24 protein-coding genes and 3 pseudogenes are annotated in these 24,788 nt (G+C 59.7%); 16 read left to right on the top strand and 11 right to left on the bottom strand.

All coding sequences use genetic code 11. The features are described 5' to 3' along the window. The first annotated feature begins 9 nt into the window (after positions 1-9). Entirely contained in the window at positions 10-1,572 is a 1,563-nt protein-coding gene (locus tag NKI18_RS16595; RefSeq protein ID WP_353020043.1) for an adenylate/guanylate cyclase domain-containing protein, read from the top strand. Between the two features lie 298 nt (positions 1,573-1,870). Here NKI18_RS16595 and NKI18_RS16600 read toward each other — a convergent pair. Continuing rightward, positions 1,871-2,070 (bottom strand): annotated as a pseudogene (locus NKI18_RS16600) (DNA-binding protein). 60 nt (positions 2,071-2,130) lie between these two features. Here NKI18_RS16600 and NKI18_RS16605 point away from each other — a divergent pair. The 5 genes and pseudogenes from NKI18_RS16605 to NKI18_RS16630 all read left to right on the top strand — a co-directional run. Continuing rightward, a pseudogene (locus tag NKI18_RS16605) lies at positions 2,131-2,598 on the top strand (SDR family NAD(P)-dependent oxidoreductase); the annotation flags it as partial. Between the two features lie 569 nt (positions 2,599-3,167). Further along, positions 3,168-3,785: a hypothetical protein gene (locus tag NKI18_RS16615; RefSeq protein ID WP_352620033.1), complete on the top strand. Its 618-nt coding sequence runs from the start codon at positions 3,168-3,170 to the stop codon at positions 3,783-3,785. A gap of 442 nt (positions 3,786-4,227) precedes the next feature. Then, a complete protein-coding gene (locus tag NKI18_RS16620; RefSeq protein ID WP_352620034.1) occupies positions 4,228-4,440 on the top strand; it encodes a DUF982 domain-containing protein in 213 nt (70 codons plus the stop codon). A 1,374-nt stretch (positions 4,441-5,814) separates the two neighbouring features. Further along, positions 5,815-6,012 carry a hypothetical protein gene (locus NKI18_RS16625; protein ID WP_352620035.1) on the top strand — a complete coding sequence of 66 codons (198 nt, stop codon included), beginning with the start codon at positions 5,815-5,817 and terminating at the stop codon, positions 6,010-6,012. A gap of 315 nt (positions 6,013-6,327) precedes the next feature. Continuing rightward, positions 6,328-6,522, top strand: coding sequence for a hypothetical protein (locus NKI18_RS16630; RefSeq protein WP_353020045.1), 195 nt, complete (start codon positions 6,328-6,330; stop codon positions 6,520-6,522). 324 nt (positions 6,523-6,846) lie between these two features. Here NKI18_RS16630 and NKI18_RS16635 read toward each other — a convergent pair whose 3' ends face one another. After that, a complete protein-coding gene (locus tag NKI18_RS16635) occupies positions 6,847-7,170 on the bottom strand; it encodes a caspase family protein (RefSeq protein ID WP_352620036.1) in 324 nt (107 codons plus the stop codon). A gap of 324 nt (positions 7,171-7,494) precedes the next feature. Here NKI18_RS16635 and NKI18_RS16640 point away from each other — a divergent pair, with 324 nt between their 5' ends. Beyond that, the gene (locus NKI18_RS16640) at positions 7,495-7,773 is read left to right on the top strand and encodes a hypothetical protein (protein WP_353020047.1); all 279 of its coding nucleotides are present in this window, start codon (positions 7,495-7,497) and stop codon (positions 7,771-7,773) included. Between the two features lie 42 nt (positions 7,774-7,815). Further along, a complete protein-coding gene (locus NKI18_RS16645) occupies positions 7,816-8,277 on the top strand; it encodes a phasin (protein WP_352620037.1) in 462 nt (153 codons plus the stop codon). Positions 8,278-8,404: 127 nt separating this feature from the next. Here NKI18_RS16645 and NKI18_RS16650 read toward each other — a convergent pair whose 3' ends face one another. Continuing rightward, positions 8,405-8,623 carry a hypothetical protein gene (locus tag NKI18_RS16650; protein ID WP_352620038.1) on the bottom strand — a complete coding sequence of 73 codons (219 nt, stop codon included), beginning with the start codon at positions 8,621-8,623 and terminating at the stop codon, positions 8,405-8,407. Between the two features lie 303 nt (positions 8,624-8,926). Between NKI18_RS16650 and NKI18_RS16655 the strand changes: the two are divergent. The 4 genes and pseudogenes from NKI18_RS16655 to NKI18_RS16670 all read left to right on the top strand — a co-directional run. Beyond that, positions 8,927-10,009, top strand: a pseudogene (locus tag NKI18_RS16655) (IS5 family transposase); the annotation flags it as partial. 169 nt (positions 10,010-10,178) lie between these two features. Then, positions 10,179-10,310 carry a hypothetical protein gene (locus NKI18_RS16660; protein WP_352595110.1) on the top strand — a complete coding sequence of 44 codons (132 nt, stop codon included), beginning with the start codon at positions 10,179-10,181 and terminating at the stop codon, positions 10,308-10,310. A 1,350-nt stretch (positions 10,311-11,660) separates the two neighbouring features. Then, positions 11,661-12,560, top strand: a complete 900-nt coding sequence (locus tag NKI18_RS16665; RefSeq protein ID WP_502900711.1) for a GHMP family kinase ATP-binding protein — start codon at positions 11,661-11,663, stop codon at positions 12,558-12,560. Further along, on the top strand, positions 12,557-13,612 hold the full coding sequence (locus NKI18_RS16670) for a PLP-dependent cysteine synthase family protein (protein ID WP_353020049.1): 1,056 nt from the start codon (positions 12,557-12,559) through the stop codon (positions 13,610-13,612). Before NKI18_RS16665 ends, NKI18_RS16670 begins: the two co-directional genes overlap by 4 nt. Positions 13,613-13,652: 40 nt before the next feature. On the opposite strand, the gene NKI18_RS16675 is transcribed toward NKI18_RS16670, so the two are convergent. The 6 genes from NKI18_RS16675 to NKI18_RS16700 all read right to left on the bottom strand — a co-directional run bounded on the left by NKI18_RS16675 (position 13,653) and on the right by NKI18_RS16700 (position 19,325). Beyond that, entirely contained in the window at positions 13,653-14,384 is a 732-nt protein-coding gene (locus NKI18_RS16675) for an amino acid ABC transporter ATP-binding protein (RefSeq protein ID WP_352621977.1), read from the bottom strand. Continuing rightward, positions 14,381-15,037 carry an amino acid ABC transporter permease gene (locus tag NKI18_RS16680; protein ID WP_352621975.1) on the bottom strand — a complete coding sequence of 219 codons (657 nt, stop codon included), beginning with the start codon at positions 15,035-15,037 and terminating at the stop codon, positions 14,381-14,383. Before NKI18_RS16680 ends, NKI18_RS16675 begins: the two co-directional genes overlap by 4 nt. 113 nt (positions 15,038-15,150) lie before the next feature. Further along, positions 15,151-15,897 carry a substrate-binding periplasmic protein gene (locus NKI18_RS16685; protein ID WP_352621973.1) on the bottom strand — a complete coding sequence of 249 codons (747 nt, stop codon included), beginning with the start codon at positions 15,895-15,897 and terminating at the stop codon, positions 15,151-15,153. Positions 15,898-16,061: 164 nt separating this feature from the next. Continuing rightward, positions 16,062-17,354, bottom strand: a complete 1,293-nt coding sequence (locus NKI18_RS16690; protein WP_353020051.1) for a threonine synthase — start codon at positions 17,352-17,354, stop codon at positions 16,062-16,064. Then, positions 17,351-18,544: a M24 family metallopeptidase gene (locus NKI18_RS16695; protein WP_352621969.1), complete on the bottom strand. Its 1,194-nt coding sequence runs from the start codon at positions 18,542-18,544 to the stop codon at positions 17,351-17,353. The genes NKI18_RS16690 and NKI18_RS16695 overlap by 4 nt, the downstream gene beginning before the upstream one ends. Next, positions 18,534-19,325: an IclR family transcriptional regulator gene (locus NKI18_RS16700; RefSeq protein ID WP_353020052.1), complete on the bottom strand. Its 792-nt coding sequence runs from the start codon at positions 19,323-19,325 to the stop codon at positions 18,534-18,536. Before NKI18_RS16700 ends, NKI18_RS16695 begins: the two co-directional genes overlap by 11 nt. A gap of 140 nt (positions 19,326-19,465) precedes the next feature. Here NKI18_RS16700 and NKI18_RS16705 point away from each other — a divergent pair, with 140 nt between their 5' ends. Further along, the gene (locus NKI18_RS16705) at positions 19,466-19,732 is read left to right on the top strand and encodes a helix-turn-helix domain-containing protein (protein WP_352621965.1); all 267 of its coding nucleotides are present in this window, start codon (positions 19,466-19,468) and stop codon (positions 19,730-19,732) included. Positions 19,733-19,745: 13 nt separating this feature from the next. Here the strand turns inward: NKI18_RS16705 and NKI18_RS16710 are convergent, their stop codons facing one another. After that, positions 19,746-19,973 carry a helix-turn-helix domain-containing protein gene (locus NKI18_RS16710; RefSeq protein WP_352621964.1) on the bottom strand — a complete coding sequence of 76 codons (228 nt, stop codon included), beginning with the start codon at positions 19,971-19,973 and terminating at the stop codon, positions 19,746-19,748. Between the two features lie 57 nt (positions 19,974-20,030). Between NKI18_RS16710 and NKI18_RS16715 the strand changes: the two genes are divergently transcribed. Continuing rightward, positions 20,031-20,852 carry an autoinducer binding domain-containing protein gene (locus tag NKI18_RS16715; RefSeq protein ID WP_352621962.1) on the top strand — a complete coding sequence of 274 codons (822 nt, stop codon included), beginning with the start codon at positions 20,031-20,033 and terminating at the stop codon, positions 20,850-20,852. 73 nt (positions 20,853-20,925) lie between these two features. Continuing rightward, the gene (locus tag NKI18_RS16720) at positions 20,926-21,642 is read left to right on the top strand and encodes an acyl-homoserine-lactone synthase (protein WP_352621960.1); all 717 of its coding nucleotides are present in this window, start codon (positions 20,926-20,928) and stop codon (positions 21,640-21,642) included. 64 nt (positions 21,643-21,706) lie between these two features. Here NKI18_RS16720 and NKI18_RS16725 read toward each other — a convergent pair whose 3' ends face one another. After that, positions 21,707-22,180, bottom strand: coding sequence for an Lrp/AsnC family transcriptional regulator (locus tag NKI18_RS16725; protein WP_352621958.1), 474 nt, complete (start codon positions 22,178-22,180; stop codon positions 21,707-21,709). 129 nt (positions 22,181-22,309) lie between these two features. On the opposite strand from NKI18_RS16725, the gene NKI18_RS16730 reads away from it, so the two are divergent. Beyond that, complete coding sequence (locus NKI18_RS16730; RefSeq protein ID WP_352621956.1) at positions 22,310-24,700, top strand: thiamine pyrophosphate-binding protein; 2,391 nt, start codon at positions 22,310-22,312, stop codon at positions 24,698-24,700. Positions 24,701-24,788: the final 88 nt, after the last annotated feature.

Genomic DNA, 24,788 nt, shown 5'->3' on the forward strand with positions numbered 1-24,788 from the left:
TTTGAAAACATGACTGCCAAGAACAAGTTCCAACGCCATGCGGTCGCCGTCCATCTGGCACAGCAGCTCGCCGGACCGGCGCGGGCAATCTCAGGATTTCAGGAGTTGCTGACCGAACAGGTGCAGGACCTCGGTCTGGTTCACATGACACCGGATCTAGAGAAGGTCAGCGCCGCTGCTTGCGAATTGAATAGCCTGATCGACAGCTTGATCCATGGCAAAGCTGACAATCAGAACCGGGCAGGGGTCGAGATCGAGGCGAAACTGCGCCACGACTTGCGAACGCCGCTCAACGCGATCATCGGCTATTCCGAAATGATTCGTGAAGAAGCCGAAGAATTGCACGAATACGCGCTGGAAGAGGATGTCAGGGTGATGCTCGCCGCGGCGGCCGAGTTGTTGGCGCATGTCGATGCAATCGCCGGCCTCTCGCGCGCACCCGACAGCGAGGAACCGCGGACCGCGGATCAGGCTGAGATCGATGCGGCAGGACTCGAACGGGCACTGATCAAGACGGAGCACCCCGTAAGCTCCGGCTGTGGCCGCATACTTGTCGTCGACGACATCAGCAGTAACCGCGGTCTCCTCTCCCGCCGCTTGCAACGTGACGGTCATCAGGTAGTCACTGCCGAGTCCGGTCTGTCAGCGCTGGCTCACCTTGCGGAACACGAGTTCGACCTGGTTCTGCTGGACCTCCTGATGCCGGACATGAACGGCATCGAGGTGCTCTCACGATTGAAAGCGGAGCGCCGATGGCGGCATATCCCTGTCATCATGATATCGGGGTTGGACGAAGTGGACGCAGTGGTCCGCTGCATCGAGGCGGGGGCCGACGACTACTTGCCTAAACCTTTCAATCCAGTCCTGCTGCGCGCCCGGATCAACTCGAGTTTGGAGAAGAAGCGTTGGCTCGACCGCGAGCACCAGTATCTTCAGCGGATCGAGGTGGAGAAGCGGCGGGCTGACTCGCTTCTTCATGCGATCCTGCCCGGTCAGATCGTGGCACGGCTGCATCGGGGCGAAGAGTTCATTGCCGACCGGTTCGATGAAGTGACCATTCTTTTTGCCGATATTGTCGGTTTCTCGAGCATAGCGGCAAGCTTGCCGCCGTCGGACCTGATCAAGCGTCTCGACAGGCTATTCGGCACGTTCGACGTGTTGGCGGAGAAGCATTCCGTGGAGAAAATCAAGACCATCGGAGACGCCTATATGGCTGCGGGCGGTGTTCCCGAACCGGCAGCTGACCATGCCGACAGGATCGTGGCACTGGGGAAATCCATGCTGGACGCGTTGAAGCCCTTAGCTTGGGGCAACGATAGTTTTCGGATCCGCATTGGCGTGCACACGGGACCGGTGATCGCGGGCCTGATCGGCCGGCATCGGTTCGTCTACGACCTCTGGGGCGAGACCGTGAATATTGCAAGCCGGCTCGAGTCCCAGGGCGTGGCCGACCGCATGCAAATCTCGGAGGCAACCAAGCAGGCCCTGCGCACCTCCTGGAAGCTCGAACCGCGCTGTGATGTAGAACTAGCAGGTGTCGGCAGAATTGAAACCTATCTCGTTCAACACTGATCGGAACAATGTCTGACTGCCCTTAGGGAATTTCGCGAAGCGATGCTCTGGGTCGCAGCGCCTCGTAAACGAATAGCATGCAGCACTGGCGTTCCACTTTCACCATCTCTGATTTCTCGCGGAAATCAGATCCAAGCGTGACCGGTCGTGATCCACAATCACAGTGGGGTGTCGAGCGGGATCGTTGTGGACTACGCTAGGCCGTCCTAAAAGACGTTGATTGTGTTGGCTTAATCTTGAACTCTATAAGAGGTGGTGCCGGGAATTGGGATCTGTTGCCCGCGCCCGTTCGTGATCATCACTCCTGATCATCCAGCCGCTCAATGAGTCGTTTGGATGCACGGCACTGCACTCTATTCGCTTCGTCCCACGCATCAAGTTTATCGACGGAATATAAGACGGCCTTGCCAACCTTGACGAAAGAAGGGCCTAGACTAGCCGCATCGCGCGCCAGTTTCGGAGAGTCCCGACCGAAATACCGCCAAATGGACCCGCTATATTGCGGGCGCGTGCCCATCACCCCAGATCCAGAATGCACGTGGAGCGATGGCAATATCAGCGGATACTGCACAGAGTTCTACAAGTGCGGCATCGAGATCAGAAACATCGCTGACGCGCGCGGTGCTGCCGGGACTGCTGTCGCGCAACCGCGGCGCCATCGTCAACATCGCCTCGGTGCTGGCCTTCGACACCTCGTTTGGCGGCATCTACAGCGGCACCAAGGCCTATGTCGTCAACTTCACCGAGGCCTTACAGCGGGAAGTCGCCGGCACCAAGCTAGCCGTGCAGGTCGTGCTGCCGGGGGCCACCCGGACCGAGTTCTGGGAAGCTGCCGGAAGCGACATTGCTGATGTGCCGGCAGAGATCGTTATGACTGCCGACGATCTTGTCGGCCTGGCCAAGGGCGAAACCGTCACCGCGCCCGGGCTCTCCGATCCGGCTGGGTTGGAAACCTATCTTGGTGCGCGGCAAGGTTTCTTCGGCAGCCTGCTGGCCGGCAAGCCGGCGGCGCGCTACGCCGCCTGAGTCTGGCCTTACGCTGTTCGCCACATCGGGATGATCGAGGCGGCGAGCAGCAGGCCGAGCGCGGCATTAAGCACGCGCCACTGCCGCTCCGTTCGAAGCAACCGGGCGAGCAGCGTCCCGGCCACGCACCACGCCGATAGCGAGGCCGCGGCTGCCTAGGCGAAGACCGCGCCGAGTAAAAGAGCAGCGAATCCGGAAGGAATAGCACACCGCGCTCCAAATCGACTTCCTGCCACCGAAGATTGAGGTTTCGCGCAACCTGCAGCCCAACAGAATGAGCAGACGAATGGCGGCGGTAACGTAAGGCGAAAAAACCACGCGCCTGTTTTCGGCTTTCGGCGCGTGCTTCGCGGTCTCCTTACTTTTCACGGTCGTGAACCGATCGCAATGACATTGCTGTGAACGAGGTCGGGAGAATACGACGACGCTCCGTCACGACTGTTCCGATCAAATTCTTTTGAAAGGCCGATCATCGAATTGATCGACGGTTTCAAGCCGCCCGTTCGTTAAGCGGCTGTCGCTGGCAAACCAACACAATTGGGCCAGCATTTCTGGAAGGATCGGATCCCATGAACTTGAAGACATTCACGATCGTGCTCGGCACGATTTCAGCCCTTGCCGGTACCGGCGGTGTAGCCGGGGCTCAGGCGGCGGACACCATGCGCGTGCGCGGCACCGTGGTCAGCCTTGCCGGATCGACGCTGACGGTGAAGACCCGCGAGGGCAAAACGGACGCGATAACGCTGGCGAGCGGCTGGAAAATCTCTGGCGTCGCCGAGGCATCCGCCGAGGACATCAAGCAGGGCGACTTCCTCGGCATAGCGTCCGTCTTGAAAGCGGATGGCGGCAGCGGCGCTCTGGAAGTGGTGGTCTTTCCGGCGGCGCTGAAAGGTGCCGGAGAGGGCGACCGTGCCTGGGACCTACAACCCAACAGCCGGATGACCAACGGCACCGTCGCCGATGTGACGGATGTCGATGGCCGGACGGTGACGCTTACCTATGACAATGGCCAGAAGAAGCAGATCGCGATTCCGCAAACGACACCAATCGTGACGTTTGCCCCGGCCACGCCGGCGAATCTCAACCCCGGTGCGACGGTATTCGTCGCCGCAGAGCGCGGCAGCGACAACGGGCTGACCTCCGGACGGGTCGTGGTCGGAAACCATGGCGTTGTTCCGCCGATGTGAGGCGGATGGCTGCTAGAGGTAATCGACCTCTGCCCTGAGGGTTCTGGGCTCCTTGAATCATCTTGGGGCCCAAGGCCACCTTCACCAGGAAGTGAAAGAACGGTCATGACGATCACTCCTCTTGCCCAGCTTCGCCGATCTGCACGCGAGATTTCCATCCCCAGAAATGAGTATTGACTTCCGTCTGCGGATGCCTGCGCCGGCAAGTGGCCCGTAGCGATAAGGACGGTTCTCGCTATTTGAGGACCGCAACGCGTTGGCGAGTCTAATCTGAGCGATCAAGCCCGCGCTCTGGACGAGGTCCCATCCTCACAGAATGTTCGCCCACCGGGACAAACGTGACGCAACGGAACGGAGGGTTCACCCGTAAGGTCTTGGGGAGGTTGCGAAAGGAGACCAGCATATGACCTGCGAACGAGACGTCGGCACGTTCGAAGAGCCCGTGACCGTTTTGCTGTCCTCGGGCAAAGTCAGTGTTTCGAGCACCCGCGAAGCCGCCGAAATGCTGCTTTACCGCTGGCCCATTGGAGAAACCGGCCGCCGCATCCAGGCTCGTATGGCATGCATGAAGGTGCTCGGCGGCGGCAGCGCACCGGAGGTAGCGCGCGGGGCATTTCTCAGCGCCGCCAAGGAAGCGAAAATCCTGAACGCTTGACATCTCGTCAACGCGTGCCCCACCACTGTCCATGGTGCATCACTCTTGCAGCAGCCGTTACATTTGCGCAAACATCGTGCGTCAATCATGCGGAAACGCCGAATGCTTGCGCGAGAAGGCTGGAGCCGCGGATCTGCACTCTACGTCATTTGGCTTTGAAGGCGATGCGGCTGGCCCGCGCTGTTGCCTAGAAGCGATCGGCCTTACCAAAGAAGAGGCGCGCTCCCTTGTTTCGCGCCGTCTCCCCATCTAGCCTGAACTACTTGCAGTGAGTGGACGGGTATGAAACAGAATCAGGAAGGCACTCGGCGATCGTCCGCAGGCAACGCATTGGCCATCGGGCTTTTGATATCGAGCATATCTCTGGCAGGGTGCACCACAGTTTCAACTAGCGATGCGGATGGATGGCTTACGAAGCGAAGTGCTTCCGGGGTTTCCGACGCAATGGCTAAGAAGGGCATGATGCCCGCAGCGATCGACTGCCGGTTCGATAGCACAGCTCCGGGCAAAGCGGCCTATGGGTCAAAAGTTACGTGGAAAGCTGCCCCACCAAACTTTGTCTGGCAAACGCATGTCGGCCCTCCCGATTTCGTTGCGAGGGGCGAAGCTGGATCACGCGCACACGGTCTTCATCGCGTGTTTTCGAAAAGGGTTCGTGACAAGGCAACGGGTCAAGTAGTTCAGTGTTCGATCTGGAGGAATTGAAGCTGCTCGGCCTCGATCCGACAGGCAATCGATTACGGCCCAGGGGTAACTACCGATAAACGGCATTCCCGTTAATCTCCGGCCCCTGTTTCGAGGCAAGAGTTCGCACGCGCGGCCTCGTCGAGGAATTCCGCACGTATGGGCATGTGTGGGGCCCTGTCGGGCCGCGACATCTACTTAACGTCTACTTTAGACAGTCGCCGCGACCATAACTTTTGATAATAGGTCAGGGTCGCGGGATGCCGGGCCGCTTGAAACACCGAGTTACGTCCGGGTGCTCGCGATCGTCCTGCCTCAACCGCGCAAGCGCGTCATCATCGCCGGCGAGCGACAGAGCCAAACCGGGAGCGCTTATTCTTCACGGAGCACCGGGCATTGTCTGGTTGTGAAGACGGTGCTTGATCACTAGCCGCCTGAGTGTGTCTTCGCTTACGTTGTAGTCGTACCTGAACAGATCAATGGCCCTCTGGACCGTGATCGCCTCTGCCCGTGGGATGTAGAGCGGCCGAAGCCGTTCGCCTGTTTCCGGCGCTGTTTTGACAGGGAGCGCATTGGTCATTCGGCCCATCGCGCTTTTCTGCGGCCCGCCGTTTCGCCCGACATCAGGGAACGATATCGCCCCCCATGTATTAGAAACCTATGGACACTATGGAACCCCACGGCCACGGGATGGCGGCCGATCTTTTGGCATCGGAAGTTGCCAATGCCAGGCAGCGCATCCACCGGACCGAGCTCGCGCTTCAACGCAGTGAAGAAATGCTGGCGGAAAATCTCGCGCTGTGCAGCAGGATACGAACTGCGGTCGAGGCCGCAGACCGCTTGGTGAAGATCTATCCCCCCAGCTTTGAAGGACGTCGCGCGGGTTGAACTGGGCCGGCGTTTCATTCGTCGCGACCTTGCGGCACCCTGCCGCGAGCCTGCCCTATTGGCATCACAGCGTGAGCAAACATTGGACAGAAGCATTCCAACATTCACGATGTGCAACACCGACGCTAGATCGACACGAATCTTCAGTTCAAAGACCGAGGACTAATGCTGCGGCAAACGAAGGGGGCACGGGGGTCTTCGCGCGAGCCAGCTATCCGATCCCCCGCTCAGAAATTTGTACCAAATATTCCGACCTCCTGATGGAACCCGTTCGTTGCGGGCGAGTTACGGCTCATTGGGACGGACTTCCCGAACATGACAACGAGCAACAAAGCAGACCATCAGTCTGTCTCCAAAGCGTTTCGGAAACTGATCCATTCCGAAGGCTATCGTCATCACGTACAAACGTTCTTAAATCTCGCGGTCGAACCAGAACTGCCGCCAACGTTACAGTCATTACTTGCGGCTATTGATCGGGCCAAACAGGAGCCGACGGAAGAAGTCCCTTAGCGGGCTGGCTGAGCGTCAAAGCGAAAGAATACAGAGGCTCGCTCCGTGCTTGTTTCTCTAAATCCCGCTCAGAAATTTCACCAAACATTCTTCTTGATTTTCCCGACAGAGGACCATGAATGTCCCTTGGGTTCTCGCTGAGGTGGAGGCCTCGGATGAACGTTCGGATGAACTGCCGACCCAACAAAGTGACTGCCAATGAGCTTGTTGAACAGCTGATCTTACAAGCCAGGCGCGGCCAAATCATCTCCGTCAAAGAGACTATCGCAGCGGTGCGCCGAGACGGGCCACATCTGGTGGAAAGTGACTGCGAGCTGCTGGAGCTTATTGTCGATATTGCCCCGGCCTTTGACATGTTCGTTGCGTTCGACATTCGCGAGTAACCGCCTCCTCAACAGGGCGGACCGACAAGACGAGGTCCATGGGCACGGCTTCGAAGTCGAGGTCGTTATATGTGGATAGCCGCGCATCAACGGGAGCCATGTAGTTGGTGCCGTTCACCTGGACGCCATGGCCGGCATAGAGAAGCGCCATGTCGGCACCATCCAGCTTGCCGATGAAATCTCGAACCGTGCCGCGCATCCCGCTCAGATCGAGGTCCTCGCCTGCAACCACCTCAAAGCCCAACGCCTGCAGTTTTGCGGTCATATCCACCGCATCATTTTTGGATTGGAAAGTGGAACTGCGTATCTATAGGCAGAATTACCGATGACCAGCGCGACGCGCCGTTCTGCCACGCTTGGGCGCTCAGCGAAACTAGAAGAAGCGCAATGGCGAAGCGAAGCGTTCACTAGTCGATAGACTGGACAAAACCGGAGCAGTCTTGCGAGACTGAGCCCGGTGCTTCGCGGTGTCAAGTCCAACGGACAGTCCAACGGACTTAGCGAAGGGCCTACCGCTAACCCTCACTTCGCCAGCGGTCTATGCTGTGTAGATTCACGCCGATAGACACCGAAACGGATTGCACGCAGCTTGGCCGTCTTCACGCCGATCGGAAAGGTTCAAAAGGGGCGCCTTCTCGCATCGTTCGGATTCTTTTTCATTCTGGGAGCCTGCATTGCCACATTCTCTCCCTCGGGCGAGAAACTGCTGCGCGACGTCTTGATGACGACCATCTCGCCCTTCGTCGCGCCCCCGACAGACATCGTGATCGTAACGATCACAGAGCAGACCTTGGACGCTGGAAGAGGGATGGTGCGTCGCACAAAAATATTGCAATGCACTATAAATGCCGTAACGTCAGTTTCGTAAATGAACGAGAGGGCTTTTGTGAAAGGCCGTCCACCGGAAAGGATGGAAACTATGACCAAGACCGCTGACACCGTTGAAAATACCGCATTCCCCACCTTCGACGCGTCGAAGGCTGCCGACCAGGTCCGCGCTGTCGCCGAAAAGGGCGTCGAGCAGTCGAAAGAAGCCTATGCGAAATTTGCGTCAGGCACCGAGACGACCCAGAAAGCTCTGCAGTCGAGCTTCGAAACCGCCAAGACCGTCGGCAACGAGTTGTCGCTGAAGACAATTGCTGCTCTGCGCGCCAATGCCGAAGCCGGCTTCTCGCACCTCGAAGCCCTGGTTGCCGTGAAGTCGCCGTCCGAGTTCATCGAACTGCAGACTGCCTTCTTGCGCACGCAGGTCGAAAAGACCGTCGAGCAGGCCAAGGAATTTCAGGCCGTGACGACCAAGGCTGCCGAAGATGTATCGAGGCCGATCAAGGATGTCGTTGAAAAGGCGATGAAAGATCTCAAAGTTGCCTAATTGAGTCTAAGCGATCGGGAATAACCGCGAAACAACACTTTCTCCAGCCGGTCTTTTTCCTTTTGGCTGGATGCTCTTTGGTGCCTGCGTTGCCATGGCGGTGCGGGCACGGCTCTCTCGGTTGCGATCATCCGCACAATCTGACGGCGGCGACGAGCCCGGCCAGGGCCTCGGTTTCGGTGCCGCGCAACGGGCAATTGCCGCTTGCTCGACCCAACGAAGGCAGCGTTACAGCAGCATCGATGGTGCCGGTCCTGGCCCGCTTGCCGAGCGCATTGGCGTAGGCTGTCACCTGCGCCGGATTGACCACGACAACCGCCAGGCTAGCACCTGTCCAAAGCGGCAACGGCTAAGCGCGATATCCTGCCCCATTCTTGGCACGTCGAGCCTGCCAGCTATGATCCGTTGACACTCACCTGCGGCAAATTCAGCCGGGCCTTCGTTGCACGGATGCTCGAACGGTAAAGTGGTAGGTAAGGGTCTCCTGTGTCCCTGTGCCCCCTCGGCTACACCCTGAGGAGAACTTCAGGGTAGCCTTGCTGGAAGGCTCAGGTGGCACCCTAATCCCTCTAGCAGGCTGTTGAAAGAGGCCCTCGCCACCGGACCGCAGCAATGATTCACTGGCTCCGAAGGGATTCGGAGGTGGCGAGTGCGCGGCGGCGACGATCGAACTGGCGAACTTTTCAGCTACGTGGACCTTGAGGTCCGGGTTCGGCGCAATCATCCATTGCGGGCGATCAGGACGATCGTGACTGAAGCCCTGTCGAGGCTGGAGCGTGAGTTCGCGGCGCTATATTCGCCGATCGGACGGCCATCTATCCCGCCGGAGAAGCTGCTGCGGGCGATGCTTTTGCAGGCGTTCTATTCGATCCGCTCGGAGCGGCTTTTGATGGAACGGTTGGAATACGACCTCCTGTTCCGCTGGTTCGTCGGCATCGGCGTCGACGACGCAGCCTGGGACCATTCGGTGTTCTCCAAAAACCGTGACCGGCTGCTGGAGGGCGATATCGCGGCGAAGTTCCTGGCGGCCGTGCTGGCGCAACCCAAAGTCAAGAAGCTCCTGTCCACGGATCACTTCTCGGTCGACGGCACGCTGATCGAGGCCTGGGCTTCGATGAAGAGCGTCAAGCCAAAGGGCGGCCCAAGCGGCGGACATGGCGAACCGCCGGCAGACGGCGGCGGACGCAATGCGGAAGCGGACTTCCACGGCGAGAGGCGATCGAACGAGACGCACACCTCGACTACCGACCCCGACGCCAGGCTCTACCGCAAAGGGCGGGGCAAGGAGGCCAGGTTGTGCTTCATGGGACATGGGTTGATGGAGAACCGCCACGGCCTGCTGGTGGAAGCCTGTCTGACGCTGGCCGACGGACATGCCGAGCGGGTGGCGGCCCTGCACATGATCGAACCTCGTGCCGACCGGCCGCGGGCGATCACGCTCGGTGCCGACAAGGCCTATGACGCAGAGGACTTCGTCAACGAGTTGCGCTCGATGAAGGTGACACCCCACGTAGCGCAGAACACGAACGGCCGTCGTTCGGCGATCGATCGCCGCACCACGCGCCACGGTGGCTATGCCGTCAGCCAGCGCATCAGAAAGCGCATCGAAGAGGCGTTCGGCTGGATCAAAACCGTCGCTGGGCAGGAGAAGACCAAATTGCGCGGCCGCGCCCGCGTTGGGTGGGCCTTCACCTTCGCGGCCGCCGCCTACAGTCTGGTGCGGCTGCCCAAGTTCCGAAGCCGATCTGTGGGATCGCGGTTACCTGAACCTCGGTGGACCCGCAACCATCGCCATCGGACCCGACAACAACGGCGAGATCGCCTTTGGCGCCCTGCAAGCCGGTCTCGAACTGAGCTACAGCCCCTCGATAGTTCACTTCACATGGGCCGGGTGTGACGAGATGGATGAAGTCACAGGCGATGGCTATGCCGAATTGCTCGACGACGGCTCGATCGAGATCACATTCGCCTACCACAACGGCGACGAGGCCATCCTCAAGGCAATACGTCAGACTTCTTCAACAGCCTGCTAGGTTCCCTCTCAGGTGTCACCCTAAGGTACACTCTAAGGGCCGTCACGATGTACACTCGACGGGTCCGATCCCGTCCCCTGCTTTCATCTTTTCGGCCCGATGCGGCGGGAGAGGGGGGCGCCATACTAGCGAAGCCACAACTCCATGTTCCCCTGCGTTCCGGCGTTCCGGCGCTAGCGGGCTTTCCTTTTGCGTTTGTCACGAAGCGCTAGAATTTGGCAATGCGCGCACCTTTGCTCGATCCCGAAATCGCCGACGAGGGCGCCCCTCGTCTTGCGTGCTGACAGGCTAGAACGAAGAGCGTCTGCTTGCCTCGTCCCTCTGCTCAACGCGGTTGCTGAGGATACGGACTGGCGCGAGCTTGCAAGGATCAATGGCAGGCCTCGGTGTTTTGGTGGTCAAACGTGTCCTTCGCTCGGAGGCTTCGAGACGTCGCGTCGCAATCCCTCCGGGCCGCTGGCCCGCCTACGCGCGGCCGAGCTCAGCTCTAGCTCTAACTCCATGCCTGGAAAGCCAGCCAGCGTACAGGCGGCGGCCATCGAGCCAAACCGCTTTTGAGCACGCGGTATGTGGGCAGATCGGAGTCCGCATTAATCAGCGACAACGTGAGATACCCGTGAGTGGCGCGTAGCCGCCGAAGTCCGTCTAGCAGCTCTTCATCCGAGTACCGTCGCTGAACTCTCCGCCGGTCCGCCACGTAGCCGACCGCCGCATATCATTCCGCACAAGATTTGAAGCCCGCTGCCTCACGGTAGCGGGCTTTCTCATTTGTGCGCCCGGCATGGGCATCGACTTGGAGGTGAAAGTCCTCTCGTGAGCTGGTCACAGCGAGCGAAGTGAGGCGCAGAGCGTCGGACCGTGAGGCCGGCGTGAAGGAAGCGTGGAGCGAAGCTGCGGGCCGACGAACAGAAACCGGATATGAGGCGGAGCCGAGCAGGGCGAGCGGGCAAATAACCGCGAAACCGTTGTGACCAAGGCGAGGCGACGTAGATCCGGCGGTCGTGCAGCGAAGGCCGATGTTCTTACCCGGGGAGATCTCGCCTGACGCCCGTGCATGGCCGCACTCGTTTCGGATTGGTCGCATGGCCAACCGTTCCCGAAACGAGTGCTGCTGTGTCTAGTGCAGTATTGGAGGCCCCATTTGGTGGGGCAATCTTGTCCGTATCTTTGCATGATGTGCTTGCCAATGGCACTACCAAGATTTGGCGAGTGACAGCACGGGTCAGTCGCACGCATCATCGCCCAATGTCATGGTGAGGAGATGATGCGGTGACACAGACAAGCACACCGAGATCCGGCCAGCAGACACATTCGAGGAAGATCAACAACGAGACTGTCGCATGGCCTCTGGTGGTAGGAGTCGGTCGGGCACACGCCCACCACGGTGAATTCCTCCAAGGCGTCTTTGAAGCGGAAAACGGACGGCTTTGTCGCGGACTCGTCACGCTTCCGCTGACGTCGCAAGAGTCGCTAGCGACCTTCTGGCCGGATGAACAAGATGGCATTCGCCCGCGACCCGCAAACCGGATCAAAGCGGCGCGCGCGGCGGCCCTCACGCTCGAGCATGTCGGGGTAGCTGGAAGAGGAGGAGAATTGACGATCGAAAGCTCTATCCCGATAGGGCACGGCTACGGTTCCTCCACGGCAGACGTCATTGCCTCGATCCGCGCGGTCGCGGCTTCGGCGGGCGTCACGCTGCGCCAGTCAACTGTTGCGCGACTGGCCGTTGCCGCGGAAAGCGCAAGCGACGCCATCGCCTACTGCGATCAAGCTCTCCTCTTCGCTCACCGTGAAGGCCGTACAATCGAACATTTCGGAGGCGAGTTCCCGCCCTTTCTCGTGGTGGGTTTCAGGGACGGCAGTGCCCGGCCCATCGACACGCTAGGCATGCGACGAGCACGCTACGATAGTGAGGAAATCGGAGTCTTCCGTGTTCTGCGCGGATTGGCGTATCGCTCAATCCGGCAACAAGATCCCCGCCTGCTTGGACGTGTCGCAACCATCAGTGCCAGGATAAGTCAGAGGCATCTGCCGAAGGCAGCTTTCAACACTGTTCTGGACATAGCGCGGGAGCATGACGCATGCGGCGTGCAAGTGGCCCACAGTGGCACTTTGATCGGCATCCTCCTGGATGCTGCCGCACCGCGACCAGCCATACGCGCCGTCGAACTGGCAAGGCAGTTGAGGGGCGCAGGCTTCAAAGATGTTCACACATTTGCCCTTAACGCCGAAACGAGAGTAATCCAGTGAGCGCAGGTGAAGACTACTTACGCGCCTATGAAACACCGCGCTTTGCCCAGCTCGCGCCTAACCTCAACGCCGCCTGCTTTTCCCTCATGAAGCTGATGCCCGCCCGATTCATGGTGGACCGTGCAGAAGCATCAGGACGCCTTAAGCGCGGTGGGCACATCATTGAAACGACGTCGGGCACGTTCGGCCTGGCCATCGCCATGCTAGCTGCCACTCGTGGCTATGCGCTTACCCTCGTCACGGCCTCCAGCCTCATCGACCTGAAACTCAAGAGGCGGCTGGAACAGCTCGGTGCCAAAGTGATTGCCATCGATGATCCTCAGGGAGACGGCAATCAGCGTGGTCGCCTCGAGTACCTTCATAAGACTTTGCAAAATAACCCCGACACGTATTGGCCACGACAATACGACAGTCCCGAAAACCGCCTTGCCTACGCGCGCCTGGCGGATCTCGTTGTTCGTTCACTCGGCCGCGTCGATTGCCTCGTCGGCTGCGTGGGCACAGGTGGATCGCTGTGTGGAACCGGAGGTTTCCTTCGTGAGCTCTTTCCGGATCTCAGGATGATTGCTGTCGATACCCACAGAAGCATGCTCTTCGGCCAGCCTGTCGGAAGGCGCATACTGCGCGGGCTCGGCAACAGTGTTTTGCCGGACAATGTTCGACATGAGATGATCGACGATATTCATTGGGTGGGCGCATTACCAGCTTACGCCATGGCGCATGGGCTCTTTCGCGATCACGGACTCTTCATGGGCCCGACCAGCGGCGCCGCAGCCCTGGTCGGCGCATGGTTCGCCAGGCAAAATCCCGAAGCCTCCACCGTCGTGATAATGCCAGATGAAGGGCACCGTCATTCCGATACGGTCTATAACCCGGATTGGCTCGCCGGCTTGAAGGACTGGCCAATTTCAATTCCACTTGAGCCAACGGTTCTCAAGCGAATTCACCCGGCCGAGGAGACGGCATGGACCAGATTTCCTTGGGACCGTAGAACTCTAAGCGGCGTTCTCGCAGAGTTTGACGGCTCGTCCCCGGCGGAGCGACAGGTCTGAATTCAGAGCCTTGACGCGACAAGGCAGCACCGGCCAACAGTCAGACGGGGTGCATCACCCGGTGAAGAAAATCCTTTGTGCGTTCGTGCTTCGGGTGCCGAAGGAGCTCCTTGGCCGGACCTTGCTCGACGATCCGGCCGCCGTCGAGAAAGAGGACACTATCGGAAACCTCCCGGGCGAACTGAATTTCATGCGTAACGACGAGCATGGTCATGTTCTCGTCTGCGAGCGCGCGCATTACCTGCAGGACCTCGCCGACCATTTCCGGATCAAGTGCGGAGGTGGGCTCGTCGAAAAGAATGGCCTGTGGGCGCATCGCCAGGGCGCGGGCGATGGCAACGCGCTGCTGCTGGCCGCCTGACAACGACGCGGGATAGGCATTCGTCTTGTCGGCCAAGCCGACGCGGTTGAGCAGTGCCATTGCCCGCTCGCGGACCTGTTTCCTATTTTCCTTCAGCACGTATACGGGCCCCTCCATGACATTTTCCAGGGCGGTGCGGTGCGGAAAGAGGTTGAAGCGTTGGAAGACCATCGAGACGCGGGTGCAGATGGTATGAACCTGGGGCGAGGCGGCATCCACCACGGTGCCATCGATACTGATGCGACCGCGCTGATAATTTTCAAGCCCGTTCACACAGCGCAGAAGCGTCGATTTGCCGGAACCCGACGGCCCAATCAAACACACGACCTGTCCCTTGGCGATCTCGGCGTTGATCCCCTTGAGAACCTCATGGAGCCCGAAGGACTTGTGCACGTCGTCGAAGATGATCATCCTGCCGCCCCAAGATAGATTTCCATTTTACGCATAAGCAGATTCAGCGGAACCGTCAGGCACAGATAGAGCAGGGCCACCAGGGTAAATACTGTCATGTTGTCGAATGTGGAGGATGCAAGCATCTTGCCCTGCATGGTCAGCTCCTGAACCGAAATCACCGACACCAGCGAGGAGTCCTTTAGCAGCATGACCATGTTGTTGGCGTAAGGTGGCAGGATAATCTTGAATGCTTGCGGCAGCACGACGCGGCGCATCATCAACGGACGCTTCATCCCGATCGATTTTGCCGCTTCGATCTGACCCGTATCGACCGCCTCGATGCCAGCCCGGAAAGTTTCCCCGAGATAGCACGAGTGAGCCAGCCCCAGCCCGATCGTGCCAGCCTGAAGCGCGGTCAGGTTGATGCCGATATCGGGCGCGACAAAGTAAATATAGAAGAGAACGACGAGGAGCGGTATGCCGCGCACGAAGTCGACAAGGAGCCGTGTCGGCACTGCGAGAGAGCGGATCCCAGATGTTCTGAACAACGCCCAGACAAGACCGAGCGCGGTCGCAAGGCACAGCGCAAATAGGGTTATCATCACGGTCAGCCAAACGCCGTTAAGAAGAAGCGGCAGATATTCCGTTGCGTGCGCGATGAATTTGGTCATGGCCGGCTTTTATTCCTCTTGGCACATAGCCCGGCCGACAAAGCCGGTCATTCCGACGCGATCCTATGGTCCTGCCAGCCGGCGCCTGTTTCGCGGTCCATGCGCGATGGCCTTCAGAGACCATATTTGGCAAATATTCTCCTGAGTTCGCCGCTTTCCTTCAACTTCGCGATGGAAGCGTTCACCTTTTCGAGAAGCAGTGGATTTTCCTTGGCAACCGCCAACGCGACCTCGCCTTTTTTCATCGGCTGATAGCCGTCGACGAGGCGAATACCCAGTTCGGGATTCTTTGACAGCTGGTAGGCGACGATCGGGGCGTCACCAAAGCCGGCCTTGACGCGACCCAGGACCACATCACGCATCATGTCAGCGATCGAGTCGTAGAGCTTGACTTGGCCGAATACGCCAAGACCTTCCAGAGCGTCAGCGTAGGTTGAGCCGATCTGCGCGCCGACAGTTTCACCCCTGAGCTCCTCGATCGTGTAGTTTTTGCTGTCGCCGGCAGCAACAAACATTGCCTCGCCATAGGCGTAAACCGGCGTGCTGAAATCAATGACCTGCTTGCGCTTGTCCGTTATGAACATACTGGCTGAGATCAGATTGATTTTGTCGGTCGTCAATGCCGGGATCAGGGCAGGAAAAGCGTTTATTTGAAAATCGGCGGTCGTACCAAGGCTCGCGGCAATCGCATTTGCCAGATCGACCATCGCGCCTGTCGGCTTTTGGGTTGCGGTGTCGACAAACGTGAACGGCACCCCAGTTGGAGTAACGCCGACTCTGAGCGTTTCCTCGGCCATTGTCTGCGTTGCCATTCCGACACCGATAGCTGCAAGCCAGGCGATGAGCGTTTTCCGAAGCATGAACATTCCCCTTACATCATGTTTGAATCGAGGTTCCGCTCGCTAAGCGGGTTGAATTTGCCTCTCCTGGATAGCTTTTAGGAAGTCGCAATACCGTCCAATGGTGGACGAGATCATCAATCGATCAGAATTCGCATCCGTTCATGATCGTCTCTATCTTCTCTTCAAGACATCTTGGTCGCGCGTCGTTCATGTGAGGGCGTGAAATAGTCACGGCCCTCGGCAACGTATTCCCACGCTTCGGCAACTGACTGAAACGATGGTTGTGCTTTGTCCGGACGGGTCGAACGATCCAAGTCCTTGAGGCCACTTGCTGTCACGATGGCGACGACGCTGTCCGACCGCGCGATGGTGCCTTCTCGTCTCAAGGATTCGATAGCTGCAAATGGCGTCACGGAGGCAAGCTCGGCAAAAACACCCTCGGTGGCCGCAAGCTGCCGCTGCATCGCTATCAGGCCGACATTGCCGACCGGCATTGCCGTGCCGCCGGATTCACGCAGGGCGTTGAGCGCCTGAAACGTGCTTCGTGTGGTGCCGATCGAGATGGCAAGCGTGTCGAAGCTTGCGGGGACTTCGGCAACCAGATCTCCCTTGCCGGCAAGCGCTCTGGCCAAAGATCCATGCACTTCCGCCGCCACGAGTCTCGGCAAGCGATCGATCTTGCCTTGGCTAAGAAGATCCTTAAATCCGGCCCACAGCCCGGCAAGCACGTCCCCATAGCAAACAGGCAAGGCGCACCAGTCCGGCACGGCACCGTGCATCTGTTCGACGATTTCATAAGCCAGGGTCTTGTAGCCCTCGATCCCGACAGGATGACTGCCGACCACGGGGCTGTGAAACGGTGACGTTGCAAACCATCCGAGGCGCTCGGTACCAGCGGCAAGCAATGGCCAGCGATGCGACTTGTCGGCCAGGGGCACGACCTTCGCGCCGTATTTGCGGATTTGTGCCAGCATGGCGCCGGCAGTGCCGGAGAATGTGACAACGACGCATTTCAAGCCCGCCCGTGCAGCATAGGCGGCAAGTGAGGCCCCGGCGTTGCCCGACGAAGCAGTCGCCACGACATGGGCGCCGCTCAAACGTGCCATCGACACCGCCACGGTCGAGAAGCGGTCTTTATGGGACCACGTAGGATTTCCGCCCTCATCCTTGATAAGAAGGTTGGGGACGCCGAGTTGCTTTCCCAGCGTCTCGGCACTCAACAGCGGCGTCAGCCCCTCGCCCAAAGAGATTGCGTCGCTGAGCGCACAAGGAAGCATGTCGGCATAGCGCCAGAGCGAGGGCAGCGCGGGACCCGCTGCGGAAAAGACCGAGGTAGCTCCTGATGGATCGTAGACAACCTTAAGATTTGCGGGCGCCTCCGCACCGCATTTCGGGCAGCCGCGCGAGTCGATCTTCATATCGATCCCGAACAAGGCGCTGCACCGAATACAGGAAAGTCCAACCGCGCGGCTCATGACGGCACCCGGGTGATTGGGCCTTGCGTCTCCGTCAGCCGCTCCACTCCGTCATGGCGAACAACCATCATGTCCTCCACTTGGAGTCCCCAGCGGCCGATTTCGTAGTAGGGCGTCTCCACGCACAGCACCATTCCTTCTTCAAGGACGTCTGTACTGCGCGGCGAGAGCGTTGGTGCATCATAACCGTCAAGGCCGATGCCATGGCCGACGTGATCGCGCTTGTAGTGGGCAATTCCTTCGCGCTGAACGACACCCACCACCGCCTCGAAGAGCTGTGCCGCTGCCATGCCCGGCCGGATAATGTCGCAGGCATGCTGAACTCCGCGCAGCAGCGCTTGCTGAAGCCGATGCGCCTGCGGCGGCGGATCGCCCAGCGTGGCGATGCGGGCAATGTCGGCGCGGTAGTGCCGAAACCGGCCCCCGACGTCGAAGCGGATGATTTCTCCAGCGCGCAACTTGCGGTCAGAAGGCTGGACGTTCATGAGCGCGCTACGCTCGCCAAAGCCGATGCATCCCAATACGGGCAGGGCGCCTTCCTCGACCGTCCTGACATGAAAAGCGCGCGCCAGATCTGCTTCGGTGGCGCCTTCCTGAGCAACGCCGAGTGCTGCTTGAATGGAGCGTTCGGCAATCTGGGCAACTTGGCCGAGCCGTTCGATTTCATCTGCCGTTTTTACGGCACGAACCTCGCGAAGCAATGCGGTGGCTGGTATCCACGACGCGTTGGGAAAATGGGCTTTGAGGGCTTCCTGGTATCCTGGCGCGAGTCCCGCCTCGTCAATGCCGATCCGCCCACGGGCGAGCTGGGCTTCCTCCAATGCGGCGACCAAAGCCGCGATTGCATCGCTATGCCGCGGCAGCGCCCGAAGCTGGAGGTGTTGTCTATTCGCGCGATCCGCGCTGGTCGACGGACCGACATCGGCATAAAAATCGCCATAGCGCCGCACCTTGCTTACCCACAGTTCCTGATCAGCGACGAGGTCGAGGGTGCTGGTGCTGGCGATGATTTCAGGCGCGCCTTTGTCAGGAGCCGGCCACACCACATAGGCCTGCGGACCACGACGGATCCATTGCGGCAGAGCCCAGAAACCGCTCATATAAGTCACGTTTTCCGGCGCCGTCGCTATAATTGCATCAAGCCCGGCTGCCGTCATGCATTGTTTCAGGCGCGCTTCGTTAAGCAGCATGATGCGAATCCCGAGCCTGTTTTGCTTCCAGAAAGCCGAGGCCGGCGGAAATGCGCGCCGCAGCCGCCATTACTGCCTCTCCAATCTCAGCGATCTCCACATGCGGTCCCACTGACCGGGGGTAGGCCGCACTTATCGCCGCGATGATTGTGCCTGATGCATCGCGAAGCGGTGCGCCGACCGCAATCAGCCCGGTAAAATTCTCGTCCAGGGATGTTGTGTAACCGATGGGCTCGGACGCTCTGATTTGAGCAACGAGCTTGTGCGGATCGGTGACGGTGCGTACGGCAACCTGCTCCAGTGGACCTCGTCCAAGAATCCCAATGACCGCCTCGCCGCTCAGCTCCATCAGGAGCGCCTTGCCCAAGGCGGTGGAGTGCAAGGGGAAAGTTTCACCGGGTGACGAGCGAATGACGACCGGACTCTTGCTTTGCACGGTCAGGAGATAAATACCGCAATTGCCCCGCCTGATGCCGAGGAATGCGTTGAAGCAACCTTCGGCGGCCAGCGCCTGCAGTTCGATTTCAGCCAAACCAACCAGGCGATCTCTGCCCAGGACCTTCCGCGCCAGCGCCAGCACGGAGTGACCCAGCCGGTAGCGCCGCGAGTCTGGCGACTGCTCGACATAGCCCTGCTCTGCCAGGGTATTCAGAATTCGCTGCACGGCGGGAGCACTCTGCTCAAGCCGGCGGGCGAGTTCGCGCACCCCGACAGCTTCGTCCGCTTCCTTGAGGACATTGAGAACCGCAAGCCCACGTTCCAAGGAAAGATTTCCTGTCACTGACGTTCCTTATTTCGGAATGGTGTTCCTTAATATGATGAGAAAAGCAGCAATGGCCGCGCCTGTCAATGACGAATGTTCATTATAGTGTGTCGTCCTAAAGTGTGCCCAGCGACGACCATGCCGTCATGGACCTACGGTTGGTTGTCGGCCTCAACGTACAGAGGATTCGGCGCGCACAGGCCCTCTCTCAAGAGGAACTGTCGTTCCGTTCAGGATTCACGCGCGCCTATCTGAGTGGTCTCGAGGCCGGCCGTCGCAATCCCACACTCCTGTCGCTCGCAAAGCTTGCCGCCGCATTGAGCGTCGACATCGAGGAGCTGACGAAACGGCCCGGCAAAAACGCCCGAGCCCCAGCTGGTGATTGTGCTGTGGCGCCGCGTGAGCGGCGCAAGGGAAAATCCTGATGCTCTCGGCGGCCTACTGGCCAGTGCATGGCGAGTTTCGACGGATGAGCTGCTCCACGTCAACTTGCAATGCCAACGCCAGCACCTCCAGCGTATCGACGGTCGGTGAGTTTTCCTCCCGCTCGAGCTTGCCGACATAGTTGCGATCGAGGCCGGCAAGGTCCGCGAGCTGCTCCTGCGACAAGCCGGTGCCCTGGCGAAGCAACCTCAGATTGCGAGCAAAAACAGACCTCAGCCTCATGCGGCGAGGCAGTCAGAACGCGCCCTTTAGTGCCACCTACTATAGTAGTCAAAAGTCATGCCGGACGTTGCGGTCGGACCTAAGTTATTTATTTTGTTTCTTTGTCTCAGTACATTGAAAGGGCCTACAATGGCGGCGGTTCACGGGAGCGTCTTACAGGATCAGCTAATACAAATCTTTGAAGCAACCGCGCAGATTGACCGTGCAACCAGCGCCGCCGAGATCATTCGGCAACTGCGCAAGAGCATCGAACGTCACGGCTACGCAGCCTGTCTCGTCACCGAATTGCCACGCCAGGACACCGGATCGCTGGATGGACACATCCTTGTCAACGGTTGGCCGCAGGAATGGTACGACCGCTACATGGCTGCCGGACACTATCGCCATGACCCTTGTGTTGCTGTGTGCCGTGGTGCGATCGGGCCCTTCCTTTGGCGGGACGTCCATCACGGCTTGACGGACGGAAATGCCAGGAGGGTGATGGATGAGGCGAAAGAGTTTGGGCTTTGCGACGGGATCTGCATCCCGATCCAGGCTGCGTTTGGCGATCCGGCCTGTGTAACGGTTGCCGGAAATGAAATTGATTTGGCGCCGACGGTGCGCTGCACCATTCATGCCCTTGCGCGCCATGCCTATTCGGCTGCCGATCGCCTCGTTGGCAACTCGCGCAGGCGGCCGAGACAAATGCTTTCCCAACGAGAGCGTGAAATCCTGCAGTGGGTCGCGGGAGGAAAGACCGCATGGGAGGTTTCCCGAATACTTGGCATCTCGGAAAACACTGTGACGACCCACCTGCGCAACATCAAGCAGAAGCTCAGCACCGCCAACGTGGTGCACGCGATCGTCGAGGCTTTTCGCAGGCACGAAATCGAACTTTGATCCATCCCCAGATCTGGGTATTTCATGGGCAATCGTCGCGTGGTCGGATGGGGTTCCATCTCGAGGAACCGCAATGATTCAGGTCCATGTCGTCGACGCGTCAAACAGCTTTGCCTATCGAGGCGATCTCGACAGCTACTTTCGCCTGCGGCATGAAATCTATGTCGATGAACGTGGATGGCAGGACCTGAGACGCCCCGACGGTCGCGAGATCGACGCGTTTGATACTCCAGAAGCGATTCATCTGCTCGGCATCCAGCCAGGAAGAGGCGTCGTTGCTGGATCCCGTTTCGTGTCGAGCGTTCGGCCACATCTGATGAGCGAAACCTTTCCGCAACTCGCCGACGGCGGCGTTCCGCGCCGACCCAATATCTTTGAATGGACCAGGTTCTTCGTGGCGCGGGATCTTCGTGAGCCCGGCCGAACTTGCCAGGCAGCCGGCGTGATCTACTGCGGAATTTTGGAATTCTGTATTCAGCGACATATCAGCAATTTGACAATCGTGTGCGAGGAGTACTGGTTCGACCGCCTCGCATCGATTGGCTGGAGTCCGAAGCAGCTTGGGCCTGCGCTCGCACATGATGATATGACGATCATCGGTCTGATGGTTGATGTCAGCCCGTCAGCCTTGATCGCGACGCGACAATTCTACGGCATAACGGAGCCAGTGCTTTGGGCCGAAAGTGCAATCAGGCAGCTGGCCTCACCGGACACCATCCGCGCGGGCGCAGCCATCTCTATCGGCCAAAACTTTGATCAAGGCTCCACAGCGCCACTCGCGATCGGCTGAAATCATGTTCTCCCAGAACGCGGCGACCCTGGAATTGAGTGAATGACCTGCGAAATTTCAAAGGTCATTCCTCTACCGGCAGCCGGTTCGATCGCTTGATCTGGGCAAGCGCGAAGCTGGATTCGATGGAGGCGACGCCGTCGAGCCGGGTCAGCTTTTCCTTCAGGAAGCGCTCATAGGCGTGCAAGTCGCGCACCACGACACGCAGCAGATAGTCGCGCTGGCCGGTCATCAGATAGCAATCGACCACCTCCGGCCAACGCGCGATCGCTGCATTGAACCGCTTCAGCTCGTTCTCGCGCTGGCGTTCCAGCCTGATTGAGGCGAACACCGAGATTGGCAAGCCGACCAGATCCTGGTCGATCAGCGCGGCGTAACCGGTGATCACGCCCATATCCTCCATCAGGCGCACCCGGCGGGCGCAGGGCGAGGCCGAAAGGCCGACCTGGTCGGCAAGCTGCTGCGCCGTCATCCTGCCATCGACCTGCAGCGCGGCGATGATCTTGCGGTCGATATCGTCCAGTCGGCTTTTTGGCACGAAACGTCACTCCTGTCGTCGATGTTGGCGAAAGCAGCTAATATAACTGCCAAGTTCGCGCAAGTTTAGCGACAATCAGCTTTTGGTCAGCTCTATGATTGCGGTGATCGAAATCGGGAGACTTGCGGCATGGACAAACAACAGCTGGAGGCACTTTCGGCGCTGGAAAAAAAGGTGCTGTGGCTGTCGGCATGGATGATCCACAACGCCAATCATCTGCGCGAAAGCACCGACGGCCTAAAGGTTGGCGGGCACCAGGCATCCTCGGCCTCGCTGGTGACGATCATGACCGCGCTCTATTTCTCGGTGCTGAGGCCACACGACCGCGTTGCGGTGAAGCCGCATGCCTCGCCGGTATTCCACGCCATTCAGTATCTCCTTGGGAACCAGACGAGGGAGAAGCTCGAAGGTTTTCGCGCCCTCGGTGGCGCGCAAAGCTATCCGTCGCGCACCAAGGATGTCGACGACGTCGATTTCTCGACCGGCTCCGTTGGGCTCGGTGTCGCGCAGACACTGTTTGCCTCACTTGTGCAGGATTATCTCAGTGCCCGCGACGAAAGCATGCCCGAGGGCCGCATGGTGGCGCTGATCGGCGACGCCGAGATGGATGAAGGCAACATCTTCGAGGCGCTTTTGGAAGGGTGGAAACACGGCCTGCACAACTGCTGGTGGATCGTCGACTACAACCGACAAAGCCTCGATGCCGTGGTTCGCGAAGGCCTTTGGGAACGCTTCGAAAACATTTTCCGCAATTTCGGCTGGGACGTCGTCATCCTGAAATACGGCTCGCTGCTCGAGGCCTCCTTCACCGAACCGGGCGGCGAGGCGCTAAAGGCCTGGATCGACGCCTGCCCGAACCAGCTCTATTCGGCGCTGACCTATCAGGGCGCCTCCGCTTGGCGCAAGCGCCTGATCGCCGACATCGGAGACAAGCCGGGCCTGGCATCGCTTCTCGACCGGCGCTCCGATGCCGAGCTCGCCGCGCTGATGACCAATCTCGGCGGCCACGACCTGCCCTGCCTGATCGAAGCCTTCGGGACGGCACGCGGCAACGATCGACCGACATGCTTCATTGCATATACGATCAAGGGCTTCGGCCTGCCGCTCGCCGGCCACAAGGACAACCACGCCGGCCTGATGACCAAGGATCAGATGGCGGTCCTTCGTGCCTCGATGTCGGTCGGCGACGGGCGGGAGTGGGACGCCTTCGAGGGATTGGCTGTTGGGGATTTGGAGCTGCAACGATTCCTCGATGCCGTTCCGTTCGCGGCAAAGGGCCAGCGGCGCCGGCACGCCCAGCGCATCGCGATCCCTGATCGTCTCGTCGCGGCAGCCAAAGGCAGCGTCTCCACGCAGGTCGGCTTCGGCAGAATTCTGGACGAGATTGGGCGGGCCGGCGGGCCGCTTGCCGATGCGATCGTCACGGCATCGCCCGATGTCACGGTTTCGACCAATCTCGGCCCCTGGGTCAACCGGCGCGGCCTGTTCGCGCGTCAGTCACTTGCGGACACTTTCCGCAGCGAACGTATCGCCTCGGCGCAGAAATGGGAATTCGGCACCTCCGGCCAGCACATCGAACTGGGCATCGCCGAGAACAATCTGTTCATCCTGCTGTCGGCACTTGGGCTGTCGCATTCGATTTTCGGCAAACGGCTGCTGCCGATCGGCACGCTCTACGATCCGTTCATCCAGCGCGGTCTCGATGCGCTCAACTATGCCTGCTACCAGGATGCGCGCTTCCTCCTTGTCGCCACGCCGTCCGGGGTCACATTGGCGCCGGAAGGCGGGGCGCATCAGTCGATCGCCACACCGTTGATCGGCATAGCGCAAGACGGGCTTGCCGCCTACGAGCCGGCTTTCGTCGACGAGTTGGGCGTCATCATGCGCTTTGCGCTGGATTATATGCAGCGCGACGGCGACGTCGTGCAGTCGGAGCGCACCTGGCTGCGCGACGAGACGGGCGGTTCGGTCTATCTGCGGCTCTCGACGCGCCCGGTCGAGCAGATCACGCGTAGCGTGACGCCCGCACTCGAGCAGGACATCATCGACGGGGGCTACTGGCTGCGGCCTCCGGGTCCCAATGCCGAAGTGATTGTTGCCTATACCGGCGCGGTCGCGCCGGAGGCCATCGAGGCTATCGGCATGATGGCCGAGGACCGTCGCGATGTCGGTCTCCTGGCGGTGACCTCGGCCGATCGGCTGAACGCAGGCTGGACTGCCGCGAGCCGGGCACGCGAACGCGGCCTTGTTCACGCCAGGAGCCATGTCGAAAGGCTGTTTGCCGATCTCCCGGCGCATTGCGCCATCGTCACCGTCACCGACGGCCATCCGGCCGCGCTCGGCTGGTTGGGCTCGGTCTACGGCCATCGCACGCGCAGTCTCGGCGTCGAGCATTTTGGCCAGTCGGGCACGATCGGCGACCTTTACCGGCATTTCGGCATCGACGCCAATTCCATAGCCACAGCGGCCGACCGGATTGCCGGTGGCCGCCCTATCCGCTATCTGCGCGCTCTAGATTGATGCTGGCGACATTCTCTGGCCGGGGCCTGATCGTGGATCTGAAGTCATGCCACTCGCTGCTCGGGTAACGCAATATCTGAACGGCGCG

This window comes from Mesorhizobium sp. M0800 (assembly GCF_040320095.1).
Lineage (GTDB): Bacteria > Pseudomonadota > Alphaproteobacteria > Rhizobiales > Rhizobiaceae > Mesorhizobium.